The organism is Flavobacterium sp. 38 (assembly GCF_057799715.1).
Genome location: NZ_JBYNWZ010000004.1, coordinates 312,681 through 330,638, shown reverse-complemented (window position 1 = coordinate 330,638; position 17,958 = coordinate 312,681). Strand labels below are relative to the sequence as shown.

At 35.4% G+C, this 17,958-nt stretch carries 12 protein-coding genes; 5 read left to right on the top strand and 7 right to left on the bottom strand.

Going from position 1 to position 17,958, the window contains the following annotated elements:
• Window positions 1-139: 139 nt before the first annotated feature.
• The 4 genes from AC3E9W_RS12785 to AC3E9W_RS12770 form a co-directional block, all read right to left on the bottom strand.
• A complete protein-coding gene (locus AC3E9W_RS12785) occupies window positions 140-1,039 on the bottom strand; it encodes a PKD domain-containing protein (protein ID WP_488768644.1) in 900 nt (299 codons plus the stop codon).
• A gap of 115 nt (window positions 1,040-1,154) precedes the next feature.
• Window positions 1,155-2,249, bottom strand: coding sequence for an endo-1,4-beta-xylanase (locus tag AC3E9W_RS12780; protein WP_456895861.1), 1,095 nt, complete (start codon window positions 2,247-2,249; stop codon window positions 1,155-1,157).
• 445 nt (window positions 2,250-2,694) lie between these two features.
• Window positions 2,695-4,284 (bottom strand): RagB/SusD family nutrient uptake outer membrane protein, encoded by a 1,590-nt coding sequence (locus AC3E9W_RS12775; RefSeq protein ID WP_488768643.1) that lies wholly within the window; start codon window positions 4,282-4,284, stop codon window positions 2,695-2,697.
• A gap of 45 nt (window positions 4,285-4,329) precedes the next feature.
• Window positions 4,330-7,356 carry a SusC/RagA family TonB-linked outer membrane protein gene (locus AC3E9W_RS12770; RefSeq protein WP_306159157.1) on the bottom strand — a complete coding sequence of 1,009 codons (3,027 nt, stop codon included), beginning with the start codon at window positions 7,354-7,356 and terminating at the stop codon, window positions 4,330-4,332.
• A gap of 561 nt (window positions 7,357-7,917) precedes the next feature.
• Between AC3E9W_RS12770 and AC3E9W_RS12765 the strand changes: the two genes are divergently transcribed.
• The gene (locus AC3E9W_RS12765; RefSeq protein ID WP_488768641.1) at window positions 7,918-8,550 is read left to right on the top strand and encodes a hypothetical protein; all 633 of its coding nucleotides are present in this window, start codon (window positions 7,918-7,920) and stop codon (window positions 8,548-8,550) included.
• Between the two features lie 90 nt (window positions 8,551-8,640).
• Here AC3E9W_RS12765 and AC3E9W_RS12760 read toward each other — a convergent pair whose 3' ends face one another.
• Both AC3E9W_RS12760 and AC3E9W_RS12755 read right to left on the bottom strand, forming a co-directional pair.
• Window positions 8,641-12,771, bottom strand: a complete 4,131-nt coding sequence (locus tag AC3E9W_RS12760) for a hybrid sensor histidine kinase/response regulator transcription factor (RefSeq protein WP_488768639.1) — start codon at window positions 12,769-12,771, stop codon at window positions 8,641-8,643.
• A 343-nt stretch (window positions 12,772-13,114) separates the two neighbouring features.
• The gene (locus AC3E9W_RS12755) at window positions 13,115-13,720 is read right to left on the bottom strand and encodes a 5'-methylthioadenosine/S-adenosylhomocysteine nucleosidase family protein (RefSeq protein ID WP_488768637.1); all 606 of its coding nucleotides are present in this window, start codon (window positions 13,718-13,720) and stop codon (window positions 13,115-13,117) included.
• Window positions 13,721-13,904: 184 nt separating this feature from the next.
• Between AC3E9W_RS12755 and AC3E9W_RS12750 the strand changes: the two genes are divergently transcribed.
• The 4 genes from AC3E9W_RS12750 to AC3E9W_RS12735 all read left to right on the top strand — a co-directional run bounded on the left by AC3E9W_RS12750 (window position 13,905) and on the right by AC3E9W_RS12735 (window position 16,260).
• Complete coding sequence (locus AC3E9W_RS12750) at window positions 13,905-14,468, top strand: DUF6642 family protein (RefSeq protein WP_125722622.1); 564 nt, start codon at window positions 13,905-13,907, stop codon at window positions 14,466-14,468.
• 2 nt (window positions 14,469-14,470) lie between these two features.
• The gene (locus AC3E9W_RS12745; RefSeq protein ID WP_306159165.1) at window positions 14,471-15,391 is read left to right on the top strand and encodes a helix-turn-helix domain-containing protein; all 921 of its coding nucleotides are present in this window, start codon (window positions 14,471-14,473) and stop codon (window positions 15,389-15,391) included.
• A 70-nt stretch (window positions 15,392-15,461) separates the two neighbouring features.
• Complete coding sequence (locus AC3E9W_RS12740; RefSeq protein WP_488768634.1) at window positions 15,462-15,662, top strand: hypothetical protein; 201 nt, start codon at window positions 15,462-15,464, stop codon at window positions 15,660-15,662.
• Window positions 15,640-16,260, top strand: a complete 621-nt coding sequence (locus AC3E9W_RS12735) for a pentapeptide repeat-containing protein (RefSeq protein WP_306159168.1) — start codon at window positions 15,640-15,642, stop codon at window positions 16,258-16,260. Before AC3E9W_RS12740 ends, AC3E9W_RS12735 begins: the two co-directional genes overlap by 23 nt.
• A 106-nt stretch (window positions 16,261-16,366) precedes the next feature.
• On the opposite strand, the gene AC3E9W_RS12730 is transcribed toward AC3E9W_RS12735, so the two are convergent.
• Window positions 16,367-17,938 (bottom strand): DUF5123 domain-containing protein, encoded by a 1,572-nt coding sequence (locus tag AC3E9W_RS12730; RefSeq protein ID WP_488768632.1) that lies wholly within the window; start codon window positions 17,936-17,938, stop codon window positions 16,367-16,369.
• Window positions 17,939-17,958 lie beyond the last annotated feature (20 nt).

Sequence of the window (17,958 nt, the reverse complement as noted above, 5' to 3'; positions counted from 1 at the left end):
TGTGTAAGCTTTGTCAAAGTTTGAAACTTTGACAAAGCTGTGAACGTTTAGCTATGTGTTAGAAACTAGTTTCTTTTGTAATCTTTCAAAGAAAAAATCTATGTATCTATGTGTTAAAATCATTATTAGTCAGAAAAAATTATTTCGACAAATAGATATGATCAATATCAAAAATGTAATTGTTTAAAGCTCTTACGTCTTCTGGATCAACGCTTCTTAAAACCAAAATATCTTTGATTTTTGTTAAGTCTAATGCCGCATTTTGTTTCTTATAGTCAGCAATTGGGATTTTTACCATATTCCAGCTTCCGTCTCTTTTTAAACCGTACAGATTGCTTGTGGCGTCGAATTCTACATAACCTGTGTTAGAAGGATCTTTCATTCTAAATCTGATTTTTCCTGTGCTTGTTGTTCGCACTGCCATATTGATATGAGTGTAAGACGAAATATCTGTGAAATTTACAAATGACAGAATTGCCATTGCCCATTTAGCTTCGGCAGCTGGCGGAGTTGCCGGAAGAGAGAAGTTTCTGTAAGCGCCTTCGTATCCGTCTGTTGCTACTTCTTTAATCACAAACTGATTGCTAGAAACCCAGTTTAGAACCGGAGCTGTTTTTGTAAAATCAGGATTTTCAGAATAGATTTTCAACGCATCGGCAGGAATAACGATTGGCGGAATTGCTGGTGCTTCTACCTCAACGGCAAAGGTTTTCTTTTGAACTGTATTATCTACAAAAGTGATTTCTAAGGTAGTCGTAAAACTTCCTCCTTTAGTATATTTCACTTCAACATTTGGCTCGATCGAAGCGCCTGGCGAACCTCCTTGGAAAGTCCATTTTATGGCTCTTACTTTTGTTGAGGAATCGGTATAGGTAACCGTTTCTCCAGCTTTAACAGCTGTGTTGGTTGAGGTCGCGCTCAATTCTCCTTTTTTATATAAATATACTTCTCGTATATCTTCTTCGCAGGAAAATAAACCTGCTGCAAGAATTAAAAAGAAATATTTTAATCGAAATATATGGTTTAGTTTTTTGGTCATGATTTTGATGTTTTTAGTTTTTTTTAATCCTTAGTTTTTAGTCCCTAGTCCCTAGCACTTAGTAGTTAGCTTTTAGTTTCTTAAAACTTGAGACTAAGGACTAAGGACTAACTCTCTATTTCAATCCGTCTAAAAATCCTTGATACGCTGGCTTTTTATTATAATCTGCATCTAGAAGCAACGGATACTCTTTGGAATGCCAGAAAGCAGTCAGCCAAGTGTATTTGTCGGTTACGCCCCAGGTTGAAATGGCAAACTTTTGGGTTTGAGGCAATTCTTCATACATGGAAACTATATATTTATAAGTCTCTGCTTGTTTCTGATTTTCTGTATCGTTAAATACATACGAATCCGATTTTGATGTATTTACTTTGATATCCAATTCTGAAATATGCATTAACAATCCCGTTGAAGCCATATCGGTAAATCCAGTTTTCATGGTTTGCCTGTTGGTATCGGTTGCATAATGAAACTGATCACCCAAACCATCAATCGGCACTCCGTTGGCTTTAAATCTGGCTACCATTTTTTTGATCGCTGCTCTTTTTCCGCCATCCAACACTACGCTGTAATCATTGTAGAATAATTTTGCATCTGGATCTGCTGCTTTTGCATACCTGAAACATCTTCCATAAAAACCAATCGGATCTTTAAAGAGTGAATTAATTACGGTTTCGTTTCTCATAGCGCCGCCATCTGCAAAAACTTCATTCACTACATCCCAGCTTTTTACTTTCCCTTTGTAGCGTCCTACAACATCAGTTATATAGACTTTCACTTTTGCTTCAAAAGCAATCGAATCGTATTGGGCTTTTTTAAACCATTCTGGAAAAGAATCGTACCAAACCAACGTATGTCCGTGAACTTCCATGTTATTTGTTTTGGCAAAATCTACCAGATAGTCCGCCGCCGTGTAATTGTACGCTGTTGAAGAAGTCCAGATGCTGGCCATTTTCATCTCAAATTCGGCTGTAATCTGACTGTAATGTTTTATTACTGCATTTTTATAATTGGCTTCTCCCTGTAAATCTTTCATTTTTACAGCGGCTCCAATTTTAAATTTGGCTTTTTCTTTTAGAGTCTGCGTAATCGGATTCGGATTTGTTCCTCCGTCTTCGTCTGCATTTATAAAAACTACTTTTTCGTCGTCACTGCAGGAAGCAAACAACAAAGCGGTTAATACACCTAGAATATATTTTTTGTTTATCATTTTGTCTTTTGATTTAATCTGAGAATCAAATGTTACTTTGATTCCCAGATTGGTTAATTACTAACTTTTAACCTTAACTTTTTTTGTTTTTTAAACACATAGTCCCGAAGCTTCGGGATTCTTTGCGTTTATAAGGCGTTTCACTTGCATGAATGCACATAGTAAATGCGCCATTCTCTGTGTAAACTTTGTCAAAGCTGCAAACGTTCAGCTATAATTTTTTTTAAACACATAGATACATAGATTTACTTTGCGTATATAAGGCGTTTCACTTGCATGAATGCACATAGTAAAATGCGTGATTCTTTGTGTAAGCTTTGTCAAAGTTTGAAACTTTGACAAAGCCGTGAACGTTCAGCTATGTGAAAGAAATATGTTTCTCTTTAAAACTCTTTTTTTAATCAAATAAAAATCTATGTTTCTATGTGTTAAAAAAAGAAATCAATTAATATCCCACATTAAACCCTTCTGGTTTTCCCATCAAATCGATCTGGCTCTGCGGAATTGGCATATTGACCATTGCAGGAGTCATTTTTAAAGGCACTTCGCCAGCTAGTGTTCCAGACGGACTTGAACGGAAATATAAATTCTGTCTTTCTACCAAAAGTCCAAGTCTTTTCAACAAGAACCATCTGTTGTTTTCGAAAGCTAATTCTCTAGCCGATTCGTCTAAGTAATTATTTAAAGTCCACGCTGTTAAATCGTAAGTTGTAACGGTGCTTTCAGGATTTCCGGTGTAACCTCTTCTTCTTACTTTGTTTAAATACTGCAATGCTTTACCATCATTTCCTAAATTATGATACGCTTCAGATGCCAATAAATAAGTTTCTGCGAGCCTGTAATACATATAATCTTTGTAACTGTTAGAAGTCATTGGCAATTTTTCGGTATCATGATATTTTTTCAAACTCCAGTGCCACGCTCTGTAATTTCCGTTCGGCGCTGCAATTGCCGGATTGGTAATCGGTTGTCCGAATTTTGGATTTCCAGGAACATTGATTTTATAATCCTGATAATTATCGGAATAATAATAGGTTTTGAAACGCAAATCGTTAGTCTGGTCGTAAAGTGATTTCAGGTAATTGTTTGGATAAAACCATCCTAAAGATTGTCCGCCGTACGCCACATCTTGAACCAATTCGCTAGTATTCAACTCGTATGTTCTATGCGTAAAAACACTTCCCAGCCAGAAGCCTCCACCGCCTGCTAAGTTGTCGTCTGGTCCTAACAGATAATCTTTTTGATAGGTAAAAAGCGATTCTTTGTGATTGGCATTTTGTCCCCAAACATCAATAAGCGCCACTAAACCGTGTGTTCCATCGTTGATAATGGCATCGAATTGTGCTGCAGCTCCTGCCCAGTCCTGCTGCCATAAAGCGCTTTTTCCGCGAATGTGTCTTGCCACGCCCTGACCGTAACGCCCTGCATCTACTTTAAAAGGAAGATTAGCAATAGCATAATCTAAATCTCCGTCGATCAATTTGTAGACATCTGCATCGCTGGCGACTTTATATTCTACAGGATCGTTGATGTTTTGTGGTGTTGTCGGAATCGTGTCAATCAAAATTCCGCCATACATTTGTTTTAAGTCCAAATACAGTTCACCTCTTATAACTCTGGCTTGTGCAACCAGTTTTTTCTTAGCTGCTTCATCCATTTTTATATCTCTCGCAGCAGTAATAATTGCCGAACATCTGTCGATAATTTTGTAACCCTGAATCCATTTTGAACCTGTAAACGACTGCGGATTATGACCTGTTCCATAAGGTGTATTCCAAGTTCTGTGCAAACCTAAATCGGTTGCTACCATAAAAAACACATTGGCCCACAAATCGCTGTTGTCTCCAGATGGCGCATTGTAGTAACGCATTTGGTTGTAAAGTGCATTGACACCGACTTCAAGTCCCGCCGGTGAATTGTAGATATAATCTACCGATACCTGATCTTTTACGGTTTCTTCCAGAAAATCTTCGCACGAAGTAAGTCCAAGAGAAAGTCCGAATAGTAAAAGAAATAGAAAATTTATATTTTTCATAATCTTGTTATTTTTTTGTTTTATTGAATGTCTTAAACTTCGTTATTAGAAACCTACTTGCAAGCCAATAACACAAGTTACAGGTTCAGGATAATCGCTTATCTCTTTTTCTGGGCTGTAAGACTGATAATCTGTAATCGTAACCAGATTACTTCCCGTTACATACAATCTCATATTGCTTAATCCTAAAGATTTCAATGTATTTTCAGGGAATTTAAATCCGACAGAAACGTTTTGCAAACGAATGTAAGAAGCATCCTGAAGTCCCAAAGTGTTGATGTACGGCGGATCGTTTCCATCTCTTGGTCTCGGCCAGTTTCCACCCGGATTTTCTGGTGTCCAGTAATCTTGTTTAATTCCGTTTTTAACTCCTCTCAAAGAACCTCCGCGTACATAATCGTACAAAAACAAATTATCTCTCGTAACACCTTGAACCGTATAGATATCGGCAGAAAAATCAAATTGTTTGTATTCTAAAGCCACTGAGAAAGTCCCAAACCAATCCGGCATTTTGGAAGTGATCACTCTGTCTTGATCCGGATTTGGATTGGCACCATTTGACGGATCTGCATCCCACAATTTTATATCTCCTGGATATAAAGTTGTTCCTGTAACTAATGGAATATTTTCGCCTTCCTGATAAATTCCAACAGCTTTGTAACGGTAATAGACATCGATTGGCTGTCCGATAAACCAAAGATTTCCAACAGAATTATCTTCTTTTCCGTCGCCATCTGCGTCTTTCCCGTAAATGCTCACAATGCTGTTTTTGTTTTTAGTGAAAGTCGCACCCAGATTCAGTCTGAAATCTTTCTTTTTGATTACATCTCCATTCAGCGTCACCTCAATACCTTTATTGTTTACTTTACCAATGTTTGAAAGTTTGGTGGTGTAACCGGTATTCGCGTTAAGCGTTTCGTAAATCAATAAGTCTGAAGTATCTGTGTTGTAAACCTCAACGGTTCCGTTTAATCTGTTTTTAAACAAACCAAAATCTGCTGCAAGGTTTAATTGTGTTGAGGTTTCCCATCTTAAATCCGGATTTGATAATTGAGATCCTGGAACATATCCTGAAACTTTTACACCGTTAATAATATAATCACGCTGTGTAGCGGTTGCCATACTTTGATATGGATTTTGAGGTTGATTCCCTACTTTACCGTAACTCGCTCTTAATTTCAGATTACTCAAAACAGGAACGTGTTCTTTCATAAATTCTTCATTCGAAACATTCCACGCTGCGTTTACCGCTGGGAAGAATCCCCATTTATTATTAGCTCCAAAAACTGAAGATCCGTCGGCTCTACCTGAAACGGTAAAATAATATTTACTGTCAAAATCGTATTCTAATTTTCCTGCGAAAGAAATTAGCGATCTTTCGTTTCCGCCAATTAAAGGCGTATTTAAGAAAGCACTTTCTAAACCATAAATTCCTAAAATATCACTCGGAATTCGACTTGCTGAATTTCTAAAATCATTATATTCTGATGAAGTTAATTCGTAAACTCCTGTCGCATTGAAATGATTTTTTTCGGCTAAATTGAAGTTGTAATGCAAAATATTACTCAACTGATATTCTACATTATCTTTATACTCGATGTAACCGCTTCCCTGTCCTGAATTGGCAATTCCCGAAAGAGATTTTGAACTGTTAAAAGACATTGCTTTGTAATTCCACGACCTGCGGCTAGCATTTAATTTATACGTAAAACCTTTTGCCAGATTAATATCTAAAAATACATTCATGATATCGTTGCGGTTCAGCTCATTGGTTCTGGTTTCGTAAACATCAATCAGCGGATTTGGCGTTTCTTGAATTCCGCCCGGCAGATAACGGAACGAACCATCATCATTATAAATTTGTCCCAGCGGAGAAGTATTAATCGCATTATTTAAAATATTACCAATATTTGGTCTGTTGGTTTCTGAGAATTGAAGCGAAACATTCATTCCCACTTTCAGCCAATCAGTAACTCTTTGATCGACATTAACTCTCATCGCCACTTTTTCATAATCCGAATTCGGAACTACACCTGAAGTATTAATGTAGTTGATGCTCGAAAAAACACTCATTTTATCTGTTCCAGACGAAATGCTGATGCTGTGGTTATTGGTTACGCCCGTTCTTAAAACTTCTTTTTCCCAATCAATATATTTTCCAGATTGAACAGATTCTAATTCCAACGGAGTAAAAACCTGCTCGTCTGGTCTGTAAACGCCTCCGTTACTAGTTCTGTAGGCTTCTCTTTTTAGTTGCGCAAATTCTTCTCCACTGTACACGTCAAAGTTTCTATTAATAGTCTGTACTCCTGAGAAACCATTGTAAGACACTTTTGCTTTTCCTGTTTTTCCTCTTTTTGTAGTAATCAAAATAACACCGTTTGCAGCTCGCGCTCCATAAATAGATTGTGCTGCAGCATCTTTTAAGATTTCAAGCGAAGCAATATCGTTGGCATTAATATCATTGATGTTTCCGATAACAATTCCGTCTGCAATTACGATTGGCTCGTTACTACCGTTAATCGATTTTTTTCCTCTAATCTGAATGGAAGAAGAACTTCCTGGACCGCCGTCGGCTAAACTTACCTGAACTCCAGCTGCTTTTCCTCGAAGCATTTCCCCAACATCTGAAGTTGCTACTTTTGTCAAATCGCCCGGTTTTACAGAAGCCACCGAACTGATAACATCGCTTTTCTTTTTGGTTCCGTAACCTACCACGATAATTTCGTCCAAAGCCTGAGAACTGGCTTTCATAGTTACTTTTAAGGTTTTCTTGTTTTCTGTATCAACAGCAATTTCGTCCATTCCGATAAAAGAAAAAACGAGTGTGCTTTTTGGTGCTGTACTAATGGTGAAGTTACCGTCGAAATCGGTTTGAGTTCCTTTTGTAGATCCTTTGACATGTACATTTACTCCTGGTAATGGGAGACCTGCATTGTCGACTACTTTTCCTGAAATTGGAGTTTCCTGTGCCTGCAAGTTTAAACTTGTAATACACATCAAAAACAATAAAACTAGTTTGAGATAGTTTCCTTCAAGAAAAAACATCTTTGCATGTTTGTTTTTTTTCATAAGTAATTTATTGGTTAGTTAGATAGAAATCAGTCATGATTTATGTTGCAAATGTGACTAATAAATGATGTTTTAAGGGGAGGAAAATATTCCCTTTTAGGGGTGTGAATATGTTTTTTATGGGTTTTTAAGTCTTATTCTGTAGTATTCGTAATAAAAAACTTAAAAATTAGAGGGCTCGTAAAAAAATAGTTTTATTTGGTGATAATGCAGAAATTTAACCGCAAGGCACGCAAGGAAAAAAGCGCAAAGTCCGCAAAGCTTATTTGCCACAGATTAAAAGAATTAAAAAGATTTATTATCAATCAGCATGAAATATGTTTTTTCTCCCGCAGATTTTGCAGATTAAACAGATTTAGTTTCTACTTTATTAATAAAAAAATCCACTAGATCTGCAAAATCTGCGGGAGTAAATGATGATCAGAATTAAAAATCCGTGCTAACCTGTATAATTTGTTGCTAAAATTTAACCGCAAGGCATACAAAGGAAAAAAGCGCAAAGTCCGCAAAGCTTATTTTTAAAACTTTGTGTAACTTGTCATAATTTTTTACTAGAATAAAATGAAAGATTTTCAAGAAGAACTTAAAGAATTAAAAAAAGAAATTGGAGGCAAGAGAGCTCATATAGATACCTCAGGAATACTGCTTTTCAAAGATTTTCTATCAAAAATGGAAGAGTGGAATAACGAAGTCGGTTTTCCAAAGAGCTGGATAAACTTAATATGTTATCAGCACGATTTATTAAATATTGTAGCAATACTAGCTCCTGATCTTTTAAAAAATGTAATCTCTTTAGAAGATTTTAGAAAAAAAGATCCTAAAATTGGAGATACATTTAATTTATCAGGTGCCAGAAGTCTTGATGCAGGTTTAATTTATGCCTTATTCTGCTGGGACTTATTTAAAGATGATCCTGTATTTGACAAATTTAAAAATTTACCTAACCCCTACGAGCCTATAAAGGCATTGTATCTAAGGGGTCATAATGTCGATAGATCAGAACCACGTACAATTACCATTGACTCAAAACTTTCAATAAAAAAACAAACAGATTTTAGATTGCCATCTTTAGAACCTAAGTTTTTAAATTATCTAGATAAAAATTGTAAAAGAAGTGGTAGCGACGGAATTCCTAATCAAGAAAAAACAAATGAATTGTGGGAGATTTTCAAAAGTAATAATTCGATAATTTAACCGCAAGGCACGCAAGGAAAAAAGCGTAAAGTCCGCAAAGCTTTAAATTAAACTTTGCGGACTTTGCGTAAATCTTAGCGCCCCTTGCGGTTAAATACGTCCCTGAGAACTTTTATATTCAGTCGGAGAAAGATTGTAGCACTTTTTAAATTCTTTACTAAAATGTTTTCTGTCATTAAAACCTACCATATACGTAACCTCCGCAACCGAATAACTGGTATTGGCCAATAAACTGGCAGCTTTCTTTAATCGCATATTCTTGATAAAACTTGCTACCGATTGATCTGTTAAGGACTGCACTTTTTTATATAGCACCGTTCGGCTCATTCCGATTTCGTTTACCAGATCGTTTACATCAAAGTCGGTATTGTCCAGATTGTTTTCTATAATTTGTGTTAGTTTCTTTAAAAACAAACCTTCGGGAGTATTTAGATTTTCTTCCTGGACATCTGAGATAAAACCTTCGCCAAATTTCTGACGCATGATTTCTTTTGCCGATAATAGATTCGCAATTGTCAATTTTAATTCTTCAATGCTAAAAGGTTTCGAAATATATGCATCGGCTCCGGTTGAAAGTCCTTCGATTTTGTTTAAAGTCGAAGATTTTGCCGTAAGCATAATTACCGGAATATGATTGGTGTTGAGGTTTGTTTTTAAAATCGTACACAGTTCAAAACCATCCATTTCGGGCATCATAACATCAGTTACAATGAGGTCCGGAATTTCTTTTTCCATAAATTCCAACGCACTTGATCCGCTTGTAAATTTCAGCACTCTGTAATCTGTATACAAAACATCATAAACAAACGAAAGCACTTCTTCATTGTCATCAATAACTAAAACTGTTTTTTTACTGCTGTCCAATTCTTCCGTAAAATCTCTTTCAAAAACTTCAATTTCAGTTTTCACATCAGAAATCGGATTGGCATTTTCTTCTATTTTAACTGAATTTTCAACGATTTGAGATTTTTTAAAATGTTCTTTTCCTTTTTTCAGCTTAATCGAGAAAATGGTAGTAAAGTTAGGGTCTTCTTCTGTCTGAACCTTAATTTCTCCGTGATGCAGTTCGACAATACTTTTGCTTAATGCCAAGCCAATTCCGCTTCCGAGATTTGCACTTCCGCGATCGTCCAATTGGAAAAAGTTTTTGAAGATTTTCTTTTTTCTGTTATCTGGAATTCCAATACCGTTGTCTTTTACTTTGATTTCGATAAAATCAGAATTGTCTTTTTGTTCCACCGCCAAAGTGATTTTTCCGCCTTTGCTTGTGAATTTAAACGCATTCGAAAGCAAGTTGTAAATCACCTTTTCCATTTGGTTTTTATCAAAATAAATCAGCGCTGTATTGATGTTGAGAACGAATTTATAATCGATTTTTTTCTCGACGGCAATACCCCGAAACGATTCATAAATATCAAAACAAAACGAAACAATATCCTGCTGTTCGCAATAGATTTTCATACTCCCTTTTTCGGCTTTTCTGAAATCCATTAATTCGTTGACCAGTTTCAACAATCGATCTGAATTGTTTTTAATGGTTTTGAGTTTATGTTCGAGATTTGAACCTTTTTCTGCACCGCTTAAAAGTTCTTCAACAGGTCCGCTTATTAAAGTTAAAGGCGTTCTGATTTCATGCGAAACATTCGTAAAGAAATCCAGTTTCATTTTATACAATTCTTCTTGTCTTTCCTTTTCGACTTGATCCAAATAATAGGCTTGTTTTAACAATTCTCGATTTCTCAAAAAACGGAATAATAAAACAGAACCTGCAATTAATAATCCCAAATAGAAAATGTAAGCCCACCAAGTTCTCCACCACGGCGGCAGCATGGTAATTTTTAAAGTTTTAATATTCGGATTCCATTCTCCCCCTCCATTTGAGGTTTTAATTTGCAGCGTATAAGCTCCCGAATTTAAATTGGTCAAATTGATATAATGCTGCGAACCAATAATATGCCATTCGTCTTTATTGAACGAACTTTCCAATTTATAGGCATATTCATTTTTTTCTGGAGAAATAAAATTCATAGCACTAAATTCCAATCCGATATAACCTTGATCGTGTTTCAACGTGATTTCGGAAGTTTCACTAATGCGTTTTTCCATCGAAACCTCTTTATTTCCGGGTCTGATTTCTTCGTTGTTTACAATAAGTTTGGTGAGAACGATGGGCAATTTGTCTTCGGTCTTAATTAATTTATGAGGTTTAAAAACAATTAATCCGTTTGAAGAGCCAAAAACCAATTGTTTCGTATTGAGTTTTGTACTGCAATTATTAGAGAACTGTTTTACTTTCAAACCATCTTTAGAAGAAAAAGAAGTGATTTCGAAATCTCTAATATTTAAAACTGGTTTTACATTTTTGGTTCTAATTTTATACAACAGATTGTTGTCGCTGATCCAGATATTTCCTTCTGAATCTTCCGAAATACTTTTGATAGTTTCGTCTGTAAACCCCATCGAACGGTTGATTTCGAAAAATCTCCCTTTCTTTTCGTCAAAAATAGTAACGCCTCCGCTTTCTGCGCCAACCCAGAATCGGCCTTTAGAATCGGTAAACATTACAGTGAGACTATTATTCGAAAGTCCGCTTTTTGAACCTGTTTTGAAAACTCTTGTGACCTGTTTTAATTTTTTATCGAAATAATTCAAACCGTACTGTGTAGCAATCCAAAGTCCATCTTTTCTATTTTCGATGTAAGTAATGAAGTTATCGCTAAGCGAATTTGAGCTGCCATCGGCCATGTAAATTTCGACTGTTCCGTCGGGCATAACTTTTTTCAGTCCGTTTCCGTTGGTGCCAACCCATAAATCGCCATTGTCCATCAAAAGTGACGTTATCGGGCGTTCTCTCTCTTTGGAATCCTTTCGCGAAAGCGAGATAAACTGAAAAGATTTACTGTTTTTATTGAATTTGAAGAGTCCGTTGAAAGTTCCGCAATACAAATTTTGCGCGTCCTGATTCGCCAAAGCCGTAATCATATTGACACTTTTGTCAAAATCATAACCTTCAATCTGATAGGAAGCATTTGTATTGTTTTTAAAATCAAGATAATTCAGACCTCCACCGTTCGTTCCCACCCAAACCGAACCGTCATTTTCTCTAGCAACAGCATTTACAAAAGCGGTATTTAAACCAAAATTGGGTTTTACAACTTCTCGTATATTGGTAAAATTGGTATTGGTTTTCTGAAAAAAGTTGACTCCGCCTCCATTTGTCCCGATCCAAATATCGTTGTGACGGTCTTTTAAAAAACACTTTACGTCATCGTCTGAAAGACTGTAACTCTGCAGCGGATTGTGACCGTATTTGGTAAATTCGTTTCGGTCTTTTTTATAAACACACAAACCGTTTTTGGTCGCAAACCAAATCGTGTTGTTGTCAACTGCTGTAATATCATTTACCCAATTGGAACATAAACTGGTTTTCCCAGGCGAATTAACCAAGTAATTTTTTACGGTATTTTTATCTACATCAAATTTAAAAACGCCGTTGGCTTCTGTAGCAAACCATAAATCGCCGTTTTTTTCTTTTATGATTTTCCAGACTTTCGATTTTAGTAAATCTTGGTTTTCAGCCAAAGCATTTGGAAGCGCTTTTTTCGAACCATTTTTAGGATCAAAACATTCCAACCCTTTTGCAGTTCCGACAAAAACACCATAATTTTTATCATAAAACAAAGACAAAACCCTGCTTTTTCTAAATGGCGAATTATGATCGTTTGAGATTTCTTCAAGTAAATATTTCTGTTTGTTTAATTTTTTGATTCCGCCAAAAGTTCCAATCCAGATTCGGTTTTCGTCGTCGTGAATTAGTGACGAAATATAATTTCTTCCGCCTTTTATTTTCTGAACATCGACACGCAGAAAACTTCTTTCGTTTTTGTTAAACAGATTCAGTCCGTTGTTGGTTCCAATCCAAAGCCGTCTTTCGTTGTCTTCCAAAATCACATTGACATGATTGTTGCTAATACTGTTGAGAATGTCTTTGTTGTAAACGTATCTTAGAAAATCATAACCATCGTAACTGATCAATCCGTTTGCCGTACCAATCCATATAAATCCTTTTTGGGTCTGATGGATACTGGAAATCATACTTTGCGAAAAACTCACATCGTAATCGATATGGTCAAAATACAAATCGGATCGCTGCGCCTTTGCCTCGAAAGAAATGGAAAGAAATACAATTAAACTTAAAAAGTAGATTCTGAGATGCTGCATAAACGAAATTTAATAAAATCCGAAAGATTTACCGTCAATAAACCTATGAAAAAAAATCAATGGAATTGATTGCAAAATAATGTTTATGCGAAAATTAAGGGTGGGAGTTTTTTCTTTTTAAGGGGTGTAGATGTACTTTATTGGTTGATTTTATTGAGAAGTTTTCAAAATCCGGAGGATTTACATATTTATAGAACTAAGAAATACAAAACGCAATGCGACCCCGAAGGGGTCGTACCAACAATGGTGAAATTATATGCTATAAATATTTGAACCTTTCAGGTTCATATTATACCGACAAAAACAATTGAATTTAAATATTAAATCAGCTAAATCTACCGAATCATACTGTTTTTGCTTCTTCTTCAATCAATCCTAAAATTTTACCGTAAGTAATTGCGGCTTTATGAACTTGGACCGTCCAATCTTCGGCAGCATTATCATCGGCTCCGTCTGAAATGTATTTTAAGCATAAAAATGGAATATTTTCTTTCATGGCAATCATGGCCAAAGCATAGGCTTCCATATCTACAACATTATACGCATCAGAACAATGTCCCATTTCGAAATTGTCACCGGTTCCGCAGATTCCTTCTGTTAAGTTATCCATCAATAAACCATATTCTAAAACGGGCGGTAAACCAGAAAGTGGCGTTTCATATAATTCAAAACCTAAGCCTCGAACGTCCATATCTCTTTGTACAAATTTGGTACAGCAGATTACTTCGCCTTTTTGAAAACAGCTACTTCCCGCCGATCCTAAATTGATAATAACGGCAGGTTTTTTCTTTTGAATCTGTTTTGTCAATTCGTAAGCGGCATTTACTTTTCCGATTCCGGTAAATAAAACATTTTGCCCTTTAAAAACTTCTGCTGCTTCAGATGGAAGTGCAAAGCAGAATACTATATCTTCAACAGCAAATGATGCTGTTTGGTTAATTTGTATCATGAATAATTTAATTTTCGGTTTACAAAAATACGTTTAAAATTTTATGAGGCTGAAGCAATTATATAAAATCCAAAAAAGACGTTAAAGTCTGTTCTAGATGCGGGATTTTGTTTTAGAAAAAATACTTTTGTTAGAATCACTATAAAAATAATTTCAATCTTTAAATAACAGAAAGAGAGACTGAATGGATAATGAAAAATTTATTTTCTGCCTTGAAGGCGTCAAAGATATAGACGATCACACACCAACTCATGTGGTAAAATGTCTGGAAGAATTGGCAATTGACCAAGGTATTTCTAGTATTCATAAAACCTGCGACACGATCGAGGGGCTTGAAGAAAGTTTGAATATTCTTCTTTATGAAGATCATAATTTTAAGGATTATGAAATCATTTATCTTGCCATGCCTGGACAGCAAAACAATATCTGCCTTCACGATTATTATTACAGTATTGAAGAAATTGCCGAATTGTTTGAAGGAAAAATGAAAGGTAAAATTATTCATTTTGCCAATCTGAAAGTCTTAGATTTAAACGAAGAAGAAGCGCAGTATTTCTTAGATATTACTGGCGCTAGAGCAATTTCTGGCTATGGTTCGACGTACAATAAAATTGCCAGTTGCAGTACTATTGACAAGGCTTTTTTTAGTTTATATCAGGAAAATGACAATCTGATTGAGGTTGTTGAAGATCTTTATGCCAAACATTACAATTTGTGCAAACTGCTTGATTTTAGATTATATTATTAAAAATGGAAAAGAAGCAGGCAGAGAAAATAAAGACCTACAGTCCAAAGGGATTTCGAGAGAAGTTTTTAGGAGAAGACAATCCTATTCATCTGCTTTTCAAATCGAATTCTGATCATTTTTTCTGTCTGGAAATCGAAGAAATCATGCACATGCAGCATCCGGTACCGCCTTCTAAACATTCCTGTCATACGGTTATTTTTATTTCTTCAGGCCAGCATACTATGAAGTTGGGTTATCAGGAATATATAACGACTGATAACGAAATGATAATTGTTCCGGCTGGTCAGATTTTTTCGCTAGATAATGTCAATAATATTCATAAAGGCTACATCTGCCAGTTTCATCCCGATATTTTAATTCGAAAATACGGAAGCCGCGAACTGCTGAATGATTTTGATTTTCTAAAAATTTCAGGAAATCCTAAAATCAAACTTGCAGCAGAAGATATCGCTCCAATTACCAATATTTTGGAACGATTGAAAAAGGAATATTCTGAAACTACTGTTACCGATTTCAATATTGTGCAATCGTATCTGATTACTTTGTTTTATGAAATGAATAAAAATGCGGTAAAAACTTCTAAAAGCATTTCGGCAGCGGAAGCTATTACAGCAAAATTCAAAGAATTAATTCATGACCATATCAAAACCCAGCATCAGGTTAATTATTATTCTTCTTTACTAAATGTCACTCCAAACCATTTGAATAAATGCATAAAAACTGTAACAGGTAAATCTGCTGTCAAATGGATTGACGAAAACATATTATTGGAAGCAAAATATTTATTGTTCCAAACGACTCTATCTGTAGGTGAAATCGCAACGCAAGTCGGGTTTGAAGATCAATCTTACTTTAGTCGATTTTTTAAAAAAGCAGAAGGAATCTCTCCTATCCGATATCGAAAAATGATTGATAAGTCCTAATTATTGATTATAGAATCCTAACAAATATGTCTTTGTTTTTCAGAAATTTGCTTCCTCAAAAATGCAAACTATGATTTATGTTTTTAAAACTTCCGTTGATAATCAGAGCAAATTCGAATCGGCTTCTGCATTGCTAAATCAATTATTACCGCAGTCTCAGTGGAATTTCGACCTTGAAGACTGTGATAATATCTTAAGAGTTGACAGCGAATTAAATGTCGCAGACCTGCTTCAAAACAATACGGTTTTTGAATGCATCGAATTGGAATAAAATACACACGCCTTCTTATCATTATATGGAATCAAAATTATACCAAAACCGAACTTTCGAAACCATCGATTATTCGGAACAAAGTCTAGCAAATACCGAATTTGTAAACTGCGAGTTCCTTAACTGTAATTTTTCTAAAAGCGATTTAAGCCATAACGACTTTCTAGATTGCACTTTCAAAAACTGCAATATTTCTTTAGCCACATTACGAAATACTGGATTAAAAAACATCAAATTTATTGGCTGTAAATTAATGGGATTGGACTTTAGCGCCTGCAACAGTTTTTTATTTTCAATGAATTTTGATGATTGCATTTTGGAATATTCCACTTTCATTTATAAAAAACTAAAGAAAACCAATTTTATAGATTGCTCTCTAAAAGAAACCGATTTCTCGAATACTGATTTATCTTTAGCGGTTTTTAAAAATTGTGATCTTTCTGGTGCCACTTTCGCAGATAGCATTCTAGAAAAAACCGATTTTAGAACTTCCAGAAATTATGCTTTTGATCCGTCAGAAAATAAAATTAAAGGCACAAAGGTTTCTCATACAGCACTTGCGGGTTTGCTCCAAAAATTTGATTTTTCTATCGAATAATTGTTCGTTTACCTAAGGAAACTGAAACCGATATTAAAAATAAAAAAGCGGGATCACAAAATAAATTGTATCCCGCTTTTTCTATTTAATCAACCACGATTTTTTATTATTTGATCCAACGAGGGTCTCCTACTTTTCTATCAATTAATGTTTGATTTTTAACTGTGAAATCACCGTTAGGGGCATTAGGAAATTGAGGGTCTAGTACAGTTGCAGAAGCATCTGGTCTATTATTACTTCCTGTTGCCTGCAGATTAGGCGAATTGAAATTATTGTTATTTGAGAACCCAGGAGCAGCGGTTGCAGCATTATTTGTATAAGATGCTGATCCAACAGTTAATATTGTATTACGCACTATTGAAGCATTTGCAGCAAAACGCACATACAAGATTCTACTTGCTGCAGGAAGTGTAGGCGCATAAATTGTACATGCATCAATTAAGATATTGCTAGTTAAACCTGTTCCTGTTAAAGTTGCAGCAGCATCTAAACGTATGAAATCACGAGAAGAACAGTTATCAAATGTACTTTTTGTTAAAGAAACGCTTGCTACATAAGCTGTTCTGAAATCGATAAAATCAGCTGATCCTGCAGTATTTACATTTTCAATAATACTATTATCAACAGAGAACGATTTTAGTCTTGCTAATGCATTTCCATACATTAATTGTGATGGGAAATCATGAACATAAGAACCGCTAATTAAAACGTCACCTAAATTTGTCGCAGCTGGCGAACTAATTGCGATTGCACCTCCAGTTGTGCCAGCTCCACTTAAATCAATATCGATTAAAGAGAAATTAACCACTTCACTTGAATTAGCAGGATTATTAGCTAACGTGAAATTAAATTTAAGTTTTGGTTTATCACCTGGTCTAAGACCTCTTAGAGTCAATGTTTTATTTACTGCTATTGTTCCAGTTTGAGCTGTGTAATCACCTGGCATAAAAACTAATATAGAACCAGAAGGCGCATCAGCAATTTTTTGAAGCACATCATCTCCTACCTTAACTAATATTCCCGTTCCAATATCAATTCCAGTTGTGAATGTTGCATCACCTCTTTTCTTAGTACCGTTGTATAAAATTGCCGTATAAGCAGTTTCAGGAGTTAAGCCTGTAAGAGTAGCTACACCGGCAGTCTTTTCAGCTGCTGTAATAGTATGAGTAATATTTCCAGGCATAGCTGTAATTTGTGTTACCGCGCTATTTGGAGTCCATCTTAATGTAACTTGAGTTGCTTGAATATCTGAATCTTGAACTGGGAACATTATTTGCTCTGACAATGTTGTAGCGGTTATAACTGACCATTTAGAATCTTCTAAACCTGAAGTGACAGATTTTACTCTAATAGAATAAACCGTTTCTCCTTCTAGAGGTACTAGTATAGGAAGTTCACTTGGCGCTACATTAATAGTTTTGTAAATTGTGCTGAAGCTTGGATCATCGGCACTAAATTCTACTACGTAATGATCTGCTTTTTCATCTGCTTTAGTCGTCCAATTTAATTCAACTGCAGTTTTATTTCTAATTGTAGCTTTAAGTCCAATAGGCGAGAATTCCCTTGAATTCCCTATACCGTCTAATAGCGCTTCATTATAACTTTCGCAGCTTGAAACAGCAATTGAAAGAAGTAATATGGCTATTAATCCTTTAAATATATTTATTGTTTTCATCATAATAACTTATAAGTTTTTTG